Raw genomic sequence first — 17,133 nt, forward strand, 5'->3', positions numbered from 1 at the left:
AGAGCGTGATCAAATTTGAAAAATGCGATCGCGCTCAAATTTTGCTTTTTACGAAAAATCGCAAAATTTAAGCTAATTTCAATATTATTTTGGGTAAATTTCCATTTTTCGGTCCCGTAGCTCAGTTGGTAGAGCACTACCTTGACATGGTAGTGGTCGATGGTTCGAGTCCATTCGGGGCCACCATTTCGCTTCTTTTTGATTCAAATTTTCAAATTTGCTTTATCTTTCGTACCGTAAACCCGAACGCTAAATTTTCGTCAAATTTGCCTACTAAAGCAAAAGTATATTATGTTTTATTTTGAAGTAAAATTTAATGATTAAAGCGCAAAGGCAACCACTCCTTTGCGCAATTTGGGAGAAAAATGAATCAAAACAATGCAAAGACGAGATAGATGCATGATTCATTCGATGAAATATTAGCGTTAGTTTTCTTAAAGTATAATAAAGTATATTGAGAATATTACCGATTTAACAATATTTAAATTTTAATCAATATATTCTACTATATTCAAAACTCAAATTTGACCGCCGTTTAAACCCAAATCAAATAAAACATTAAGTAAAGCTTAAAAACATTTTAGCTAAAATCAAACCCAATTCTTTCAGCGTAAGAAAGATGTTTCGATAAAAAGGACGCAAAATGAGCGATATCATCGCATACAAACTGGATGGAAACATAGTCGATACTCAGAGTATCAACGGGCGAGAAAACGCCGCAGAACCGATTTATTTTGACAACTCCCCCGACGCGCTAAACGTCATCAGGCACTCCTGTGCGCACCTCATGGCGCAAGCAATCAAAGAGCTTTATCCGCAGGCTAAATTTTTTGTCGGACCAAACGTCGAGGACGGATTTTATTATGATTTTAAGGTTGATGATGCCAACAGCAAGCTTAGCGACGAGGATCTAGAGGCGATAGAAGCCAAGATGAAAGAGCTAGCCGAAGCGAAGCTTGATATCGTCAAAGCAAGCTCCACGAAAGCCTTTATGAGCGATAAATTTAAAGACGACGAGCTAAAACAAGAGGTACTAAAACGCATCACCGAGGGCGAAGTCAGTAGCTACAAGCAAGGAAATTTCGAGGATTTGTGCCGCGGACCGCACTTGCCAAATACCAAATTTTTAAGATTTTTTAAACTAACCCGCGTAGCCGGAGCGTATCTTGGCGGCGACGAAACGCGCGAGATGATAAACCGTATCTACGGCACGGCATTTGCCGACAAAGAGAGTCTAAAAGAGCACATCCGCATCATCGAAGAGGCCAAAAAACGCGACCACAGAAAGCTTGGCGTCGAGATGAAGCTGTTTACCTTCGACGAAGAGGTCGGCGGCGGCCTACCGATCTGGCTACCAAACGGCGGACGTTTGCGCTCGAAGTTAGAGCAAATTTTATACAAAGCCCACCGCGACCGCGGCTACGAGCCGGTTAGAGGTCCTGAGCTGCTAAAAGCCGACGTGTGGAAAAAGAGCGGTCACTACGCAAACTATAAAGAAAATATGTACTTTACGACGATCGACGAGGCGGAATACGGCATAAAGCCGATGAACTGCGTCGGCCACATCAAGGTATATCAAAGCGACATCCGCTCGTACCGAGATTTGCCGCTTAAATTTTTCGAATACGGCGTCGTGCATCGCCACGAAAAAAGCGGCGTTTTACACGGACTTTTCAGGGTGCGCGAATTTGCCCAGGACGACTCGCACATCTTTTGTATGCCGAGCCAGATAAAAGAAAATATCCTAGAAATTTTAAAATTTGCCGGCAAAATAATGGAAAATTTCGGCTTCCACTACGAGATGGAGATTTCGACCAAGCCTGCAAAAGCGATCGGCGGGGACGAAATTTGGGAAACGGCGACCAAAGCGCTAAAAGAAGCGCTTGACGAAAACGGCTTTAAATACGGAATCGACGAGGGTGGCGGCGCATTCTACGGTCCAAAAATCGACATAAAAATCACTGACGCGCTAAAACGCAAGTGGCAATGCGGCACGATCCAGGTCGACTTTAACCTACCTGAGCGCTTTGATCTGGGCTACATCGACGCAAATAACGAACGCCAGCAACCCGTCATGCTACACCGCGCGCTACTGGGAAGCTTCGAGCGATTTATCGGCATTTTGATCGAGCACACGGGCGGCGAGCTACCGTTTTTCGTCGCTCCGACGCAAGTAGTCATCGTGCCGATCAGCGACGCACACCTAGACTACGCTAAAACCGTCGCCAAAGAGCTTCGCAAAATCGGCGTAGATAGCGAAATCGCGAGCAAAAACGAGAGTCTAAACAAACGCATCCGCACCGCAGAAAAACAGCGTGTACCGATGATCGCGGTACTGGGCGACAACGAAGTGGCAAATAGCGCCATCGCCCTGCGCGACCGTACGACTAGGGAGCAAAAAGATATGAAGCTGGATGAATTTATCGAGCTGCTAAAATCAAAACTCGCCGAGGTAAGTTTTTGAGACCGGAGCGAAAATCCGCTAAATTTGAGCTAGGCGCGGCTTTATGCTAAGCCTGGCTTTTACCAAAATCCGCAAAAATTGTCACGGCGCAATAAATTTCTACGAAAAATACAATAAAAACACAATATTTTTGGATATAATCAACAAATTTCAACTTAAAGGAAAAAACTAATTGGCTAAAGAAAACGAAGTGTTGCTCAACGAAGATATCAGAGCGAGCGAAGTGAGATGCGTGGGAGACGACGGCACCGCATACGGCGTCATCCCAAGAGTAGAGGCCTTGAAAATCGCCGAGAAAATGGGGCTTGATCTGGTGCTAATCGCGCCTGATGCTAAACCTCCCGTTTGCAAGATAATGGACTACGGCAAATTCCGCTATCAGCAGGAAAAAAAGCAAAAAGAGGCCAAGAAAAAGCAAAAAACGATCGAAGTAAAAGAGATCAAGCTCTCCGTCAAAATCGCTCAAAACGACATCAACTATAAAGTCAAGCACGCTCTTGAGTTTCTAGAAGACGGCAAACACGTCAAATTTCGCGTATTTCTAAAAGGCCGCGAGATGAGCAATCCTGAAGCCGGCGTCGTGATGCTACAAAAAGTCTGGGAGATGGTAAAAGACGTCTCCGACCGCGATAAAGAGCCGCTGCTAGAAGGCCGATACGTCAATATGTTGGTAACGCCGAAGAGGTAAAATTTGATAAATTTGGGCGAGAAATCGCTCAAATTTTAACCTTAAAATTCGGCAAAATTTGACGATAAGTATCTACTTTTAGATCCTGGTTTTTAAATTTTAAGGCATTTTATAATCATGCAAAAAGAAAATTCAAGCAAGTCAAATCGCTACACAAACGATCAGATCAAAGAAATTTTAAAAATAATAATAGAGCTATCAAAAGGGTTTATTTCTTATGAAGTAGCGGAGCGAGAAACGCTAAAAATCGTCCCGACATATCCAGCCCACAATCTCAAAATCTATACCAACCAAATGAGAAAAACTCTTGCCGGTATAGGCGAATACGGCTTTGGTTTCCCTGCTAACTGGGCGCAAGCGCTACTTGAAATAACGAGCGGCGAAGAGCGAGCGCAAATTTTTCAAGCCCTCAAAGAGCAACAGCGACTATATCTCGAAAAAGACGGCAAAAATAATAAAAAGCTAGAAAAAATCCTTCAAGCCGCCGAGCAAAATTTAACCGAATAAAAGCCCAAAAGGTCGGTAAATTTAAAGCCCTCAAATATAAAAATTTGCAAGTCGACATACAAAAACAAAATAGCGCCGAAGAAGCAAACGATTGCGCAGTATTTGCGGCAAATAAGACGGCGATTTTTTTAACCTCATCTACCGCAAAACTAAAATTCGTCCAAGTTTAGCTAAAATCGCGCTAAAATTTAAATCAAAAAGAGAAAAAATGATATACCTTTGCGGCGATACTCACGGGAGCGCTGAGCTTCACAAAATCACGAACAAGGCCTTTTTGAGCCGAAATTTTACGCGCGAGGACTACGTGATCGTGCTTGGAGATTTTGGTCTATTTTTTAGCGATACGCCAAACGAGCGGCTCGTTAGAGAGCGACTGGGCAGACTGCCGTATACGCTGCTTTTTATCGACGGCAACCACGAAAATTTCGACCTGCTCTACGGCCTACCGACCGAGGAAAAATTCGGCGGCAAGGTAGGCGTCGGAGGGGAGAATTTATTTTGGCTTAGGCGCGGCGAAATTTACGAGATAGACGGGCGAAATTTTCTAGCTTTCGGCGGGGCGTTTAGTATCGACAGGGCGTGGCGCAAGCTAAACGTAAGCTACTGGGACGCCGAAATCCCAAGCCAGAGCGAGCTAAATTTCGCGCTTAGCAATCTAGCTCGCTTTAAGAGCGCGGGCGGCAAGATAGACGCGGTGCTAAGCCACACGGCGCCTACTTTTTTGATGTCCGCGCTTAGCGATCTGTTTTTAGGCGGCGGAGCGATTTACGATCCGACTACGGATATGTTAGAGCGGATTTTTGAGCTTGCAAAGCCCGAGAAATGGTACTTCGGACACTTTCATACAGATAGAAAAGTCTCCGCTCGCGGCTGCGAATTTCATCTGTGCTACGACGAAATTTTAAAATTTTAGCGTAAATTCTCGCGCCGAGGCTTTGTAAACGAGTGCGATTTTAGCTCGTATAGCGCTAAAATTTCTAAATTCGGCGGCTAAATTTAGTCCGATTTAGCTTCGCCGCACAAGCTTTATAACTCCAAAACAGTCTTAACGCCTAGCCTTTGCGCATTCTCAAAGTAGCTTTTGGCCGGATCGAGTCCAAAAATGCGCATCAGCTCCTGCCTCGCCCAGCAGGTTTCTGGGTCTCTTAGGTCGTTTGTTTGGTAGCCAAGCTCCTCGCCGCGTAAAATTTCGGCGATCTCAAACTGCGCGTATCGCGGGCTAAAACCGATGCAGTTAAATTTCAAATTATTTTCTTCTATCAGCTCTTTTAGCTCGCGCGAGGCGGCCTTCATCACGCTTTGCTCGTCTGAGCAGATCTCTATAAATCCCCACTGCAAATACGTCCGCGCGGGGCTAACGTGAAAACTCATCGGAAAATCAAGCTGCGAGGCATCGACCTTTTCATGAGCGAAAATTTCAAATTCGCCGTAAAAAAACGCGTTGTCAAACATCACGTCCATAGGCAGCCTAGGGCGCGACATCAGCTCGCCCACGCTTGCTTCGCCCTGCGACGCATACGCAAAAAGCTCGACGAAAACGGGTTTTCCCATAAAGCCTAGCATCGCGTGGCCTTCCGGCAAAAGGCCGCTTTTTCGCAGTTTATGCCCGTCTAAAATCACCCTGCCAAAGCCGTAGCGGTTGCGGTCAAGCTTAAAGCGGAAAAAATCCCCGCTTTTAAATTTGATATTTTTACGGCCTGCTTTCTTAAACTCCTCGATCTTGCGCGCGTGATCCGAATCCGACTGCGCGATAAAGCGCTCTATCTCGCTTCTAAAATCCATCTTGCGTCCGTGTCCGCTCTCCCACACGCTGTCGTAAAACGTGGTCTGCGAGGCAAAGCTAGCAATTCGCAGACTGTATTTATTAGCGTACAGATAGACTCCAAGAGGCGTGCGCTTTTCAAAATTTGCGGGCGTTAGTTTCGTCTCCTTACCTTTTGCGGTTTTAGGTAGCAGTATCTCACGCCCCTTAGTCGCCTCGTCGTAGCTGCATTCCGCATAACGCTCATCCGTGGAAACCACGTGCTTTTTGATGACGTCGCCCTCAAAATACAGCACGCTAGCGGGTCTAAATCTATCCCCGGCAAACTCTACCCGCTCCCAGCTCTGTTGCACGGCGTCAAGCCCGAAATACGCCCTTTGTTCGTTATTTAGTTCAAACATTTTTCCCTTTCGTTTTCGTTTGCGCGCCGCTTGCCACGCTACCAAATTTTACGGTTTAAATTTAGCTCTTTTACTATCTGCGTAAAGCTCTCTATCTCGCTTTCATAGGCAGTTAGCGTCGCTTCGTCCGTTAGCGATTTAGCGAGCCTTGGCTCAAAGTCGTCGCGCCGAGTCTCGACGGCGATAAAGATTTGACCGTCCTTAAAAACGGCGTTTACGGGGCAGCCAAATCTCTCGCAAAGCTCGCGAAATCTCTCCATAATCACGGGCGTAAGGACGTATCTAGCGCCGATCTGATCGGTCGTATAGACGTCAAAAATCTCTTCAAACCTCGCATCGTCCATACTCGCCCGCTGCCCGTAGATCGCTAAATTTCGCGAAGCTGCATGCGCGATTTGCGTTACGCAGTTTGATTTTTTATTAAAATCCGCCTTAAAAAGCACGCCCCGAAATAGCACGACCGTCTCGGTGTTATTTTTCTTTTTTACCATTTTGGCGGCGTAAAAGTCGCTAAATTTGACGCGAACGCCCTCTATCTCGCCGCTTATGAGATCCTCGGCGCGCCACTGGTGCACCGTACAATCGTAAATCGTAAAAAACTCGTCAAGCCCCAACCCGCGGTCCTTATCGTAGTTTAATCCGTGTTTTTTTACGATCTTTTCTATGATTTGGCGCTTAAAATTCGCCCTAAATTCGCGCCTTTTTGATGCAGTGATAAGCATCGCCGTAAAAGTATAAACGAGCGCGCCTATCGCAGCGCCGAAAATTGCGTCTAAAAGATACGTTATCGCAGCGCCCGCGCAAATGCCCGCGCCAAGGCCGATCAAATTTGCTTTTTTGGTAGCCGCGACCAAAATTACGCGCTCGTTTTCTAGCTCTTTTAGCTCGGGCGAAAGCTCGCTCGCGGGCGAGTTTGGAGCGGGTTTTTCGCCCAAAGCCGCAAAAAGATTAGAAGCCGCCGGAAGTGCAAAAAGCGCTACAAATGCGCCGACGAAAATAAAGGTAAATAAAGTCTCCGTTTTAACTCCTTTACGCGTTTGCCCGCTTATTTTTACGGCTTATTGGCTCGCAAACTAAAGCCATCAAGTGCGGTTAAATTCCGGTGCGGTAATTAAATCCAGACCGTGCGATTAAATTTCAACTCCGCACTTGCGCTTAAATTTACGCCGCTTTTTCTCGCATCTTTTGCCTAAATTTAAGCCGTCCGCTACTTTGTTTCGTTCCGCTTGTCCGCAAATTTAAACGATCCGCACTCCTTTTTCTCGCGATTGCCGTGCCTTTTTGTTTAAATTTCGCTCTTTTAAATTTAGCGCCTTACGGAAATTTAAGATTTGGCAAAAACATCTAAATTTAAACAAACCTGTGCGAAGGCAAAATTTGCTTTGCGGCGCAAGCTTTACGCCTAAATTCCGCATGCTTGTCGCTCAAATTTACCGCCGCACTCGCCTTAAAGCGACCTAAACTCACGAGCTAGCTCCAGGCTCGCCTCGATCTCGGCACGCTTTGCCATCACGCTTTCGATGTTTGCGCTCAAATTTAGCCCGTTTTTGTCGCCGAATTTCTTTAGCTCGCGCCAAATTTCTTTGATGATCTCGCAACTTTGCGCTAGATAGTCCTCGCTTGCGTTTAACCGCTCTTCGACCGAGCTAGGCACGCTAACGCCCAGCCACTTGATAAACTCTAGCGTTTTTGGATTGCCGGCCGTAGAAAACGTGAGAAATATCGGCTCGGTTATCTTTGCGGCCGCGCAGTCTTCTAAAAATTTACGCGTCATCTGCGCGTCAAAAATCGCCTGCGAGATGAAAAACTTCGCTCCCGCCGCGATCTTTTCGCGCATTCTTTGCGGTTCATCGCCTTTTTTAGCGTGGCGCTCGGCGATACATACGCCGCCCGCGGCCAAATTTTCAAATTCGCCCGCGATCTCGTACGCGCGAGCCAAATTTAACCGTACTTTTTGCGAGCTAGACGTCGCTCCGACGAGCACGTTTAAATTTGAGCTTTGTTCGGATAGAGCCGCGCGAAACCCGTCCTCGTCGTAGCCGCTAGCCACGCGGTAAAAAACGCTCGGAGTCGCGACGCCCAGGTAGTCTCGGTAGTAAATTTCGGGGCTTAACGTCCCGCTAAACTCAAAAGTCCGTTCGCTTTCGTTTCGCTCGCTCTCGTCTTGCACCTCGTAAAGCACGAGTCCGTCGGCGTTTATGCTCTCTATCCTACCCGTCCAGCGATCCGAGATGTCGCGCAGTTTAGCCTCCTCAAATTCGGCCTTGGGCGGCGTTAGTCCGTAGAGCACGAGCCCCTTTTCTTTGTTTAAAATTTTTTCTTTTAGCATGAAATTTCCAAATTTAAAATGTAGAAAATCGCGCCGTTTGCGGTTAAATTTATGCCGTGGCGGCGCGTGCGCAGGATAAATTATTCTCCAGCGACCGACATTTACTCCGCGTCAAATTTGAGCGAGTTTTAAAAATCATCGCCCAAAATTTAGCGGACAAAAGCCGCTTAGGCCGTAAATTTAAACGGCAAAAGCGGCAAATTTAGCCGAGTCGCAAGCGGTTAAATTTATGAATTTCTTACGATCTTGACGGCTTCGACCATATTTTTTAGGCTCGGCTCGACCTCTTCCCATTTGCGCGTTTTTAGGCCGCAGTCCGGGTTGATCCAGAGCTGTTCTTTCGGCAGAACCTCGAGTAGCGCGCGGATCTGACGCACGATCTCGTCGGTGCTAGGAACCCGTGGGCTGTGGATGTCGTACACGCCGGGGCCCACCTCTTGTTTGTAGCCGACGGATTTAAAGATCTTTAGCAGTTCGTTGCCGCTGCGAGCGGTCTCGATACTGATGACATCGGCGTCCATCGCCTCGATCGTCTTAATGATGTCGTTAAACTCGGAGTAACACATATGCGTGTGGATCTGAGTTTTTGGCTCGGCTGAACTAACCGAGAGCTTAAAGCAATCAACCGCGAATTTCTCGTACGCAGGGATGTTTTCGGTGCGTAGCGGATAGCCCTCTTTAAACGCCGCTTCGTCCACTTGGATGATTCGGATGCCGGCATTTTGCAGGTCTGCGATCTCGTCAAATATGCAAAGTGCAAGCTGCTTAGCCACTTCGCTGCGAGGCAGGTCGTCGCGCACGAAGCTCCAGTTTAGCATAGTCACCGGACCCGTTAGCATGCCCTTCATTATGCGGCTAGTGCGGCTTTGGGCGTATTTCATCCACTCGACGGTCATCGCTTTTGGGCGGCTCACGTCGCCGAAAAGTAGAGGCGGTTTCACGCAGCGGCTACCGTAGCTTTGCACCCAGCCGTTCTCGCTAAACGCGTAGCCCTCGATCTGCTCGCCAAAATACTCGACCATGTCGTTGCGCTCAGGCTCGCCGTGAACTAGCACGTCTAGGCCGATATCTTCTTGAAATTTGACGCAGTCGTCGATGTATTTTTTGATGCCGGCTTCATATGCAGCCGCGTCGATCTCGCCTTTTTTGAAGTTTTGGCGAAGTACTCTTAGCTCGACGGTTTGAGGGAAGCTGCCTATCGTCGTAGTCGGCAGAATGCCGTAGTTTAGGCTCTCGCGCTGGATTTTGATGCGATCTTCAAAATTATCTTCACGCTCAAATTTGACTAGATTTTTCACGCGGTTTTGCACGCTTGAAGAGTGGATCAAATTTGACGTCGCGCGCGTTTTAACCGCAGCTTTGTTATCTTCGTAAATTTTACTCTCCGCCGCATTTAGCGCTACGCCGTTAGCTAGTTTGGTTATGATTTTGATCTCGTCTAGTTTTTCTACGGCGAAGCTTAGCCAGCTTTTAACCTCGGAGTTTAGTTTTTCTTCGTATTTTAAGGTATAAGGCACGTGAAGTAGCGAGCAGCTAGGTCCGACGTAGAACTCTTTGCCGCAGATTTTTTCGCTGATCTCGCGGACTAAATTTACCTTTTCGTCGATGTTGCTTTTCCAGATATTTCGTCCGTCGATCACGCCTGCAAATAGCGTTAAGTGGCTATTTTTTATGGCTTCAAGCGCTTCAAAATTTCTTTTTCCGTGAACGAAATCAAGTCCGATGCCGTAAATTTTAGTTTTCGCCACCTCGGCTACCGCTTTTAGCGCGTGCTCGAAATAGGTCATAAACACGATTTTGACGTTGCTTGCGGCTGCGGCTAGCTCGTTATATACTTTGGCGATGACGCTAAGTAGGATTTCTTCGTTTTTATCGGTCGCGAAAATCGGCTCGTCAAACTGCACCAAAATCTCATCGTCAAGCGTCGAAAGTAGCTCAAGAAGCTTTTTGTACTCGGCGACTAGAGCGTTTAGGTTTTTAAACGGGCAGCTGCCGTCGGTGGTCTTTGAAAGCGCCAAAAATGTAATAGGGCCGATCAAATTTACCTTGCCTTTTACGCCCGCAGCCTTTGCTTCTTCGTATTCTGCAAGGATTTTTGACGCGTCTAGCTTAAAGGTCGTCTCGGCGCTAAGCTCAGGCACGATGTAGTGGTAGTTTGTGTTAAACCACTTCGTCATCTCCATCGCTACACCGGTTTTGTTGCCGCGCGCGCAGGCAAAATATTGCTCTCGTCCGCTCAAATTTGCAAATCTAGGCGGTACGGCGCCAAATGTTATGATGCTATCAAGCATAAGATCGTAAAATGAAAAATCATTTACGCTGATGGCCGAAATTTCGGCGTCTTTTTGATACTGCCAGTGTCTGTTTTTTAGCGTTTTAGCGACGCTTAGTAAATTTTCCTCGCTAAAGCCCTCTTTGCCGGCCCAAAGGCCCTCAAGCGCGCGCTTTAGCTCTCTTTTTTCTCCGATTCGCGGGAAACCTGTAACATAACTTTTTATCATTTTGATTCCTTTAAATTTGATTTCTTATTTTTAAATTTTATGTGCTATAAGCTTGCTATTTTGAGATGAATTTGAATGTTGCGCCGAAAATTTTCGTCCCAAGGCTAGGCATACAGCCTGCCGCAGGGCGAAAATTTAAGCTCATTCAAAGTCGCTCAAAAGAGCGGGCTTAGAAACGGCGGGTGGCAACCGCTTTTTCTCAAACTAAAATAAAATTTATAAAAAACTCTACTAAATAAATTTCGCCCAAATTTCAGACGCTGCTTCGTTTTGTTTTTAAAAATGCAATTACAATGCGCTCCTCGCGGCGATAGAAGTAAATTTGTATTAGTGTTTAAAAACGTGAAATTATTTAAAAATTTGGCTGTTTTTTTAAAGTCGTCTGTGGTTTTTTTGCTAAGATTAAAGAGTCTCAGGCATGGGGCAAGGCATTACGCTCATCCTTTGGGGTCAAATTTGAGCCGTATTATAAAGATTTTTAAAAAATAAATCAAGAAGTTTTTATCAAATTCGGGCTAAATTTGAGGCAGACCGCAGTCCGCCTCTTAACTTGCCTAGTCTTTTTTGCCTTTGTTTAGCGATTTTAGCTTGGCGTCGGTGTCGTCGGTTAGCATCGTGAAGATTTCGTTAGTTAAATTTTGCGTTAAAGCCTTGGCTTCTTTCATCATATTTATCGAAAATTCGTTTAGCAGCTTGTTTGCTTTGGCTTTGTCTTTTTTATAGAGCTTGACGTATTCGTCTTCAAATTTAGCCTGTTTGACCGCGAGCGCGTCCTCAAACTCCTTATAAGCCTTTTTTACTACCGGCGAATACTTATCGTAGTCCATCATCACGAGAGTTTGCAGCTTTCTATACGTCCAATAAATCGACTCGTCGTCGGCCTTATACGAGCCTTTGTCGTAGCCGTCGATAAATTTGTCGAGGCCATAGTAATACGGCAAATAAACGCTAAGATCAGACATACCAAGCGCCACGTAGGTCACCCTGCCGATCTCTTGCGGTAGCCACGGGCGCACCTGCATCACGTGCGACTCGTAGGTTCTAAAGACGCTCACGGCGCGGTAGATGTTTTTTTGATTTTCGTCTTTGCTAGAGTAGTTATCGTACGGCGTGCCGTCGTAGTGGGATCTGAGCGCGGTTTTTAGATCCTGCACGCTTAGCTTTTTAGCCGGTTTTAAAAATACCGGATAGTTGCCGCCGCCAAGGGTCTGCTTGTCTTTTAGCTCGGGATTAAACATCTGCTGCACCCAGCAAACGCGCGGATAGTTGTAGGTCACGTCTCTCTCGTCGTCTCTGGTGTAGGCTTTCGTAAACTGAAATTCGCCGTCTTTTGCCGGATCGTAGGCGCCGTTATCTTGGGCAAATTTGATCAAATTTTTCGATCCCATGAAATTTGGGTCGTTTTCTTTGTAATTTTGCAGTCTGCCCTGATTTGCGGAGACGAAATACTCGTCTTTTGGTAGTTTAACCGCCATCCAGTGATGACCCGTACCCGTTTCAAAGTACCAAAGCTCGTTTTTATCCACAAACACTACGCCAAAACCCTCTCCTGCACCCGTAGTTTCTACGATCTCGCCGAGCAGCTTCACGCCCTGCGCCGCACTTTTCATACGAGGCAGCAAGACGTCCGGTATATCGTCCTCCGTAATGCCGGTAGCTTCGTTATACGGATCGATTTTTAGCAGTTCGTCTTTGGCGTATATGGTCTCGGTGCCGCTGATACCAACGCCTGCGTCATTGTAGCCGACCGCGCCGTGAAGCTTAGTGTGAGAGTTTGCTATCGTCGTGTATCTCATGCCATCTTTTGGTAGCGGATATGTAAAATCATTTGCCCCGTCATGCGCCTTTGAGCTGTGGATGCCTTTTTGATTGGTTTTTTTGGGATGTATCAAAAACACCTGCGCCTTTATTGCCTTGCTATCGGCACTCCTAGCTATCAACATCGAGCCGTCGTCTGAGGCTCCCTCTCCAACCAAAATAGTCGTGCAAGCTAGCGCGTTTGCGCAAAACATCGCGCTTATTACCGCCGCAGAGGCGAGAAACTTCATCTTCATCGTTACTCCTTGATTTGAGATAATAAATCTAAATGAAATTATAGGGCTAAAAATATTAATTAAATATAAAATTTAAGTTACTTTCAAGATTGTATTGTAAATTTGTTTTGTGTTTTTGTCGCGCGACGTATCAAATTTAAATTTCTTAAAGGAATTTTGGGTATAATCCCACTCTTACGCGTAAGGCGTAAAAGAAATTTTAAAAGGATTAGTATGCCTAAGATGAAGACAGTTCGCGGTGCTGCTAAACGTTTTAAAGTGGGCAAAAACAAGATCAAAAGAGGCTCTGCTTTTAGAAGCCACATTTTGACTAAAAAATCTCGCAACCGCAAGAGAGATTTACGCTCGCCTCAATACGTAGACAGCACAAACGTCGCAAGCGTCAAAGCGATGCTCGGAATTTAAGTTTTTGACGAAAAGTCATTCCAAACTCCCCCGAATTTGGGGCAAGACTCACTCAGTGAGCGCCGATTTGTAAAGGATAAATATGGCAAGAGTAAAAACAGGCGTAGTTAGAAGAAGACGCCATAAAAAAGTTTTAAAACTAGCTAGAGGTTTTTTCAGTGCTAGACACAAACACTTTAGAAAAGCTAAAGAGCAATTAGAAAGAAGTTTGGTCTATGCTTACCGCGACAGACGCCGCAAGAAACGCGACTTCCGCCGCTTGTGGATAGTGCGCATCAACGCTGCGTGCCGCCTAAACGACATTAGCTATTCGCGCTTTATCGCGGGACTTAAAAAAGCAAATATCGAGCTTGATAGAAAAATCTTAGCCGATCTAGCTATGAATGACGCAAAAGCTTTCAGCGAGCTAGCTTCAAAAGCAAAGGCTGCTTTATAATACCCAGGGGCGGTTTCCCGCTCCTTTTTCTCGCCAAATACACTTTCTATTATTTAAACCCGAATACACCAATAAACAAATGTCGATAATTTTCAAATAATCTAATCAAATAGTATAAATTTGTCTCAGCTATCTGCTGAAATTTTTTCCAAAAAAGCTTGGGTTTCGCGCTTTAAATTTTCCAAATCTCCGCTATTGTCTATCACAAAGTCCGCCATGGCACGCTTTTGTTCGATATCCGTTTGAAGCTCCACGCGGTGCTTTGCGGCGACGCGATCCAGCCTGTTTCGCTTCATTACGCGCTCGATCAGCGTATCTTTAGGCGCATAAACGACAGCTACTTTATCAAAAAACTCATACCTCTTGCCCTCAAAAAACAGCGGAATATCGACGAAAAAAAGCTTTTCTTTCGCCTCCAAAGCCTGCACCTGCGATAAAATTTCAGCCGTTATCTTTGGATGCAGTAGCGCTTCTAGCTTTGCAAGCTCCGCGGGGTCTTTAAACACTAGCTCGCCTAGTTTTTTGCGGTCCACAAAAGCGCGGAAGTCGGCCAAATTTTCCTCATCTCTGCTGGCGTCAAATTTGACCTGTGCGTCCTTTTGCACGACGTATTGCGCACCGAAAATTTCAGCTACCTGCACGGCGCAGCGATCCAAGATGCAGTGCGAAATCTTATCGGCATCAATGATCTCAAATCCGCGATCACGAAGCAGCTCGCAAACCGCACTCTTGCCGCTACCGATGCTGCCTGTAATGACGACGGCGTGTTTAAATTGCGGCATTTTGTCTCCGATTTTTTACTCCGATTTTAGCAATTTTTGGCTAAAATTAACCAAATTTCAACAAAGGGAAAAAATGATAAGCTACAAAGACGCTGGCGTCGATATAGACGCGGGAAATGACTTCGTAAACGCGATAAAACCATTCGTCAAAGCTACGCAAACTCCGCACGTTTTGGGCGGTATCGGCTCGTTTAGCGGCGCGGTGAGGCTGCCCGCAGGCTACAAAAAACCTGCGATCCTAGGCGCCACCGACGGCGTGGGCACAAAGCTGCGACTCGCGATCGACGCGCGCAAATTTGACGGCGTAGGGCAGGATCTCGTCGCGATGTGCGTGAACGACCTCATCTGCAACTTCGCCGAGCCGCTATTTTTCCTCGACTATTACGCGACGGCAAAGCTCGAGATCACTGATGCCAAAGAGGTAGTAAAAAGTATCGCCGAGGGCTGCAAACTCGCCCGCTGCGCGCTGATCGGCGGCGAAACGGCGGAGATGCCCTCCATGTATGAAAAGGGCGACTTCGACCTTGCGGGCTTTGCCGTGGGCATCGCCGAAGAGGATGAGATCGATCGCTCAAAATTCGTCCGCGAGGGCGACCTGCTCATCGCGCTTCCTAGTAGTGGCCTGCACTCAAACGGCTTCTCGCTCGCGCGCAAAGTAGTTGCCGAGCTGGGGCTAAAATTTGACGATAAAGTGGACGGTCGCGCGCTCATCGATGTGCTTTTGGAGCCGACCAGGATTTACGTAGCCGATTTTTTAAATTTAAAAGACAAGATCCACGCGCTCGCGCACATCACGGGCGGCGGCATCGTGGAAAATTTGCCGCGCGTATTCCCTGAGGGGCTAGGTGCGAAGATCGAGCATGCCGCGATCAGCACGCCTGAGATCTTTAAAATCATTGCGCAAAAAGTGGAGCCGACCGAGATGATGAGGACGTTTAACATGGGCGTTGGTATGATTGTCGTAGCGCCGAAAGAAAATGCGGACTTCGTGCTCGCTAACACCGACGGCTACGTTATCGGCGAGATCGTAAAAGGCAGGGGCGCGCAGCTAGTTTAAACGGTTAAATTTAACTTTGGCTCGTAAAATACATTGCGAGCCAAAGTTTTTTAATGTTGTAAATTTGCTCCATTTGCAGTGCAGGCTACAAAAAATATCGTTAGATTTACTTACTCTACCTATCAAATTCGACTGGACTATTTTGTTAGTCAAATTTTTGTTTGTAAAATATCTATTAAATCCTGAATAAAGAGCCAAATTTAGATAAAAATAACGTTAGCGTTTGTTAGTATGCGCAAGCCAAACGTTAGACCACAAAGCAAACAGGCGCGAAATTATGTTATTCAAATTTAACAAAAACCTAAATCCTAAAAATTAAATATTATATTAAATAAAAATATTAAAGTGTAAATTTAATGCTTCTTGGCTAGAATTTGACAAATTTAAATACAAAGGACGGGCGATGAGTATAAATTTAGATAGACTTAAGGCGCTTTTTAGCGAGATAAACACCATAAACGACGCGAGCTTTGGCACCGGGATGAGCCGCCTAGCCTATACGCGCGAGGATAAGGCCGCCAGAGAGCTATTTATCGCGCGCTGTAAGGAAGCGGACCTAAAAGTACACATAGACGCGATCGGAAATATCTTCGCCAGGCGCGAAGGCGCCGAGCCCCGACTGCCGGCAGTGGCGTTTGGTTCGCATCTGGACACCGTGATAAACGGCGGCGAATTTGACGGGATTCTGGGCGTCCTGGGCGGACTGGAGCTGATTAGATCACTAAATGACGAGGGCGTGCAGACGCGCAGACCGCTCGAACTAGTCGTCTTTGAGTGCGAGGAGTCGAGCCGATTTAACATCGCGACGCTTGGCAGCAAGGTCATGTGCGGCAAGCTGGGTTATGAAAAGCTAAAAGACGTGCGCGACTTTCAGGGGCGCGCTACCAGCGAGATCTTTGCGGAGTTTGGCATCGATCTAGCAAGCATCGAAAAGGCTAAAAATTTAACGCCGGGCTACGAGAGTTTTTTTGAGTTACACATCGAGCAAGGGCCGCTACTATATAACGAAAATATCCAAATTGGCGTCGTGAGCGCCATCGCCGCGCCGCACAGATTTAGCATACGCGTGCAGGGCCAGGCTCAGCACTCCGGCACGACTGCGATGAAGTATCGCCGCGACGCGCTTTGCACAGCGGCGCAGATAGTGTTAGCCGTCGAGAACGTCGCGCGCGAAAACGCGGCAAACGGCGTGGTAGCGACCGCGGGCAACTGCACGGTAAAACCGGGCGTCATGAATGTCGTACCGGGCGAAACTACGCTGCTAATCGACCTGCGCGGTATCGATCTGCGCACGCGTGAAGCGGCCTACGAGCAGATCCTAAGCGAAATCTCGCGTATCGAAACCCAGCGCGGCGTCAAATGCGAGATCAAGCAGCTAGCATTTGACGAGCCGTGCGCGCTAGACGGCCGACTAATCAAACTCATAGCTCAAAAAGCCGCGGCGCTCGGGCTTAGCTTTGAAATCATGCCAAGCGGCGCGGGGCACGACGCTATGCATATGAGCGCGCTCTGTCCGACGGCGATGATCTTCATCCCGTCTAAAGACGGCATCAGCCACAATCCAGCGGAATTTTCTAGCTGGAGCGATATCACTAACGGCGTAAATTTACTAAAAAGCGTGGTTTTAGAAGCGGCGGAAAGGGTTTAAGTTTAGCCCAAATTTGACGTTACAAAAGTTATCGGTAGCGCAAATTTGAGTCATAAATTTGACGTAGCATCAAACGACGATAAAAAACGAATTTTACGG

At 46.8% G+C, this 17,133-nt stretch carries 14 protein-coding genes and 1 tRNA gene; 9 read left to right on the forward strand and 6 right to left on the reverse strand.

Annotated elements, in window-relative coordinates:
- The first annotated feature begins 110 nt into the window (after positions 1–110).
- The 5 genes from E4V70_RS05820 (at position 111) to E4V70_RS05840 (ending at position 4,572) form a co-directional block, all read left to right on the forward strand.
- Positions 111–186: transfer RNA gene (locus E4V70_RS05820), tRNA-Val, on the forward strand.
- A 457-nt stretch (positions 187–643) separates the two neighbouring features.
- Entirely contained in the window at positions 644–2,464 is a 1,821-nt protein-coding gene (thrS, locus tag E4V70_RS05825) for a threonine--tRNA ligase (protein ID WP_122862235.1), read from the forward strand.
- A 172-nt stretch (positions 2,465–2,636) separates the two neighbouring features.
- Complete coding sequence (infC, locus tag E4V70_RS05830) at positions 2,637–3,152, forward strand: translation initiation factor IF-3 (protein WP_122862236.1); 516 nt, start codon at positions 2,637–2,639, stop codon at positions 3,150–3,152.
- A 117-nt stretch (positions 3,153–3,269) separates the two neighbouring features.
- Positions 3,270–3,659, forward strand: coding sequence for a hypothetical protein (locus E4V70_RS05835; protein WP_122862237.1), 390 nt, complete (start codon positions 3,270–3,272; stop codon positions 3,657–3,659).
- Between the two features lie 208 nt (positions 3,660–3,867).
- Positions 3,868–4,572 carry a metallophosphoesterase family protein gene (locus tag E4V70_RS05840; protein ID WP_122862238.1) on the forward strand — a complete coding sequence of 235 codons (705 nt, stop codon included), beginning with the start codon at positions 3,868–3,870 and terminating at the stop codon, positions 4,570–4,572.
- 113 nt (positions 4,573–4,685) lie between these two features.
- On the opposite strand, the gene E4V70_RS05845 is transcribed toward E4V70_RS05840, so the two are convergent.
- The 5 genes from E4V70_RS05845 to E4V70_RS05870 all read right to left on the reverse strand — a co-directional run bounded on the left by E4V70_RS05845 (position 4,686) and on the right by E4V70_RS05870 (position 12,706).
- Positions 4,686–5,822, reverse strand: coding sequence for an immunity 26/phosphotriesterase HocA family protein (locus E4V70_RS05845; protein ID WP_134482484.1), 1,137 nt, complete (start codon positions 5,820–5,822; stop codon positions 4,686–4,688).
- A gap of 38 nt (positions 5,823–5,860) precedes the next feature.
- Positions 5,861–6,757, reverse strand: a complete 897-nt coding sequence (locus E4V70_RS05850; RefSeq protein ID WP_232037831.1) for a DUF3137 domain-containing protein — start codon at positions 6,755–6,757, stop codon at positions 5,861–5,863.
- 512 nt (positions 6,758–7,269) lie between these two features.
- Positions 7,270–8,151 (reverse strand): methylenetetrahydrofolate reductase, encoded by an 882-nt coding sequence (locus E4V70_RS05855; RefSeq protein WP_122862241.1) that lies wholly within the window; start codon positions 8,149–8,151, stop codon positions 7,270–7,272.
- A gap of 227 nt (positions 8,152–8,378) precedes the next feature.
- Entirely contained in the window at positions 8,379–10,652 is a 2,274-nt protein-coding gene (metE, locus tag E4V70_RS05860) for a 5-methyltetrahydropteroyltriglutamate--homocysteine S-methyltransferase (RefSeq protein ID WP_122862242.1), read from the reverse strand.
- 554 nt (positions 10,653–11,206) lie between these two features.
- A complete protein-coding gene (locus tag E4V70_RS05870) occupies positions 11,207–12,706 on the reverse strand; it encodes a C69 family dipeptidase (RefSeq protein WP_122862243.1) in 1,500 nt (499 codons plus the stop codon).
- Between the two features lie 213 nt (positions 12,707–12,919).
- Here E4V70_RS05870 and rpmI point away from each other — a divergent pair, with 213 nt between their 5' ends.
- Both rpmI and rplT read left to right on the forward strand, forming a co-directional pair.
- A complete protein-coding gene (gene rpmI / locus E4V70_RS05875; RefSeq protein WP_002944195.1) occupies positions 12,920–13,111 on the forward strand; it encodes a 50S ribosomal protein L35 in 192 nt (63 codons plus the stop codon).
- An 82-nt stretch (positions 13,112–13,193) separates the two neighbouring features.
- Entirely contained in the window at positions 13,194–13,547 is a 354-nt protein-coding gene (gene rplT / locus E4V70_RS05880) for a 50S ribosomal protein L20 (RefSeq protein ID WP_002944116.1), read from the forward strand.
- Positions 13,548–13,672: 125 nt separating this feature from the next.
- On the opposite strand, the gene coaE is transcribed toward rplT, so the two are convergent.
- Positions 13,673–14,329, reverse strand: a complete 657-nt coding sequence (gene coaE, locus E4V70_RS05885) for a dephospho-CoA kinase (RefSeq protein ID WP_122862244.1) — start codon at positions 14,327–14,329, stop codon at positions 13,673–13,675.
- A 73-nt stretch (positions 14,330–14,402) separates the two neighbouring features.
- On the opposite strand from coaE, the gene purM reads away from it, so the two are divergent.
- The gene (gene purM / locus E4V70_RS05890) at positions 14,403–15,386 is read left to right on the forward strand and encodes a phosphoribosylformylglycinamidine cyclo-ligase (protein ID WP_122863122.1); all 984 of its coding nucleotides are present in this window, start codon (positions 14,403–14,405) and stop codon (positions 15,384–15,386) included.
- A 403-nt stretch (positions 15,387–15,789) separates the two neighbouring features.
- Positions 15,790–17,034 (forward strand): Zn-dependent hydrolase, encoded by a 1,245-nt coding sequence (locus E4V70_RS05895; protein WP_122862245.1) that lies wholly within the window; start codon positions 15,790–15,792, stop codon positions 17,032–17,034.
- Positions 17,035–17,133 lie beyond the last annotated feature (99 nt).

It is taken from the genome of Campylobacter showae (assembly GCF_900699785.1).
GTDB classification, from domain to species: domain Bacteria; phylum Campylobacterota; class Campylobacteria; order Campylobacterales; family Campylobacteraceae; genus Campylobacter_A; species Campylobacter_A showae_D.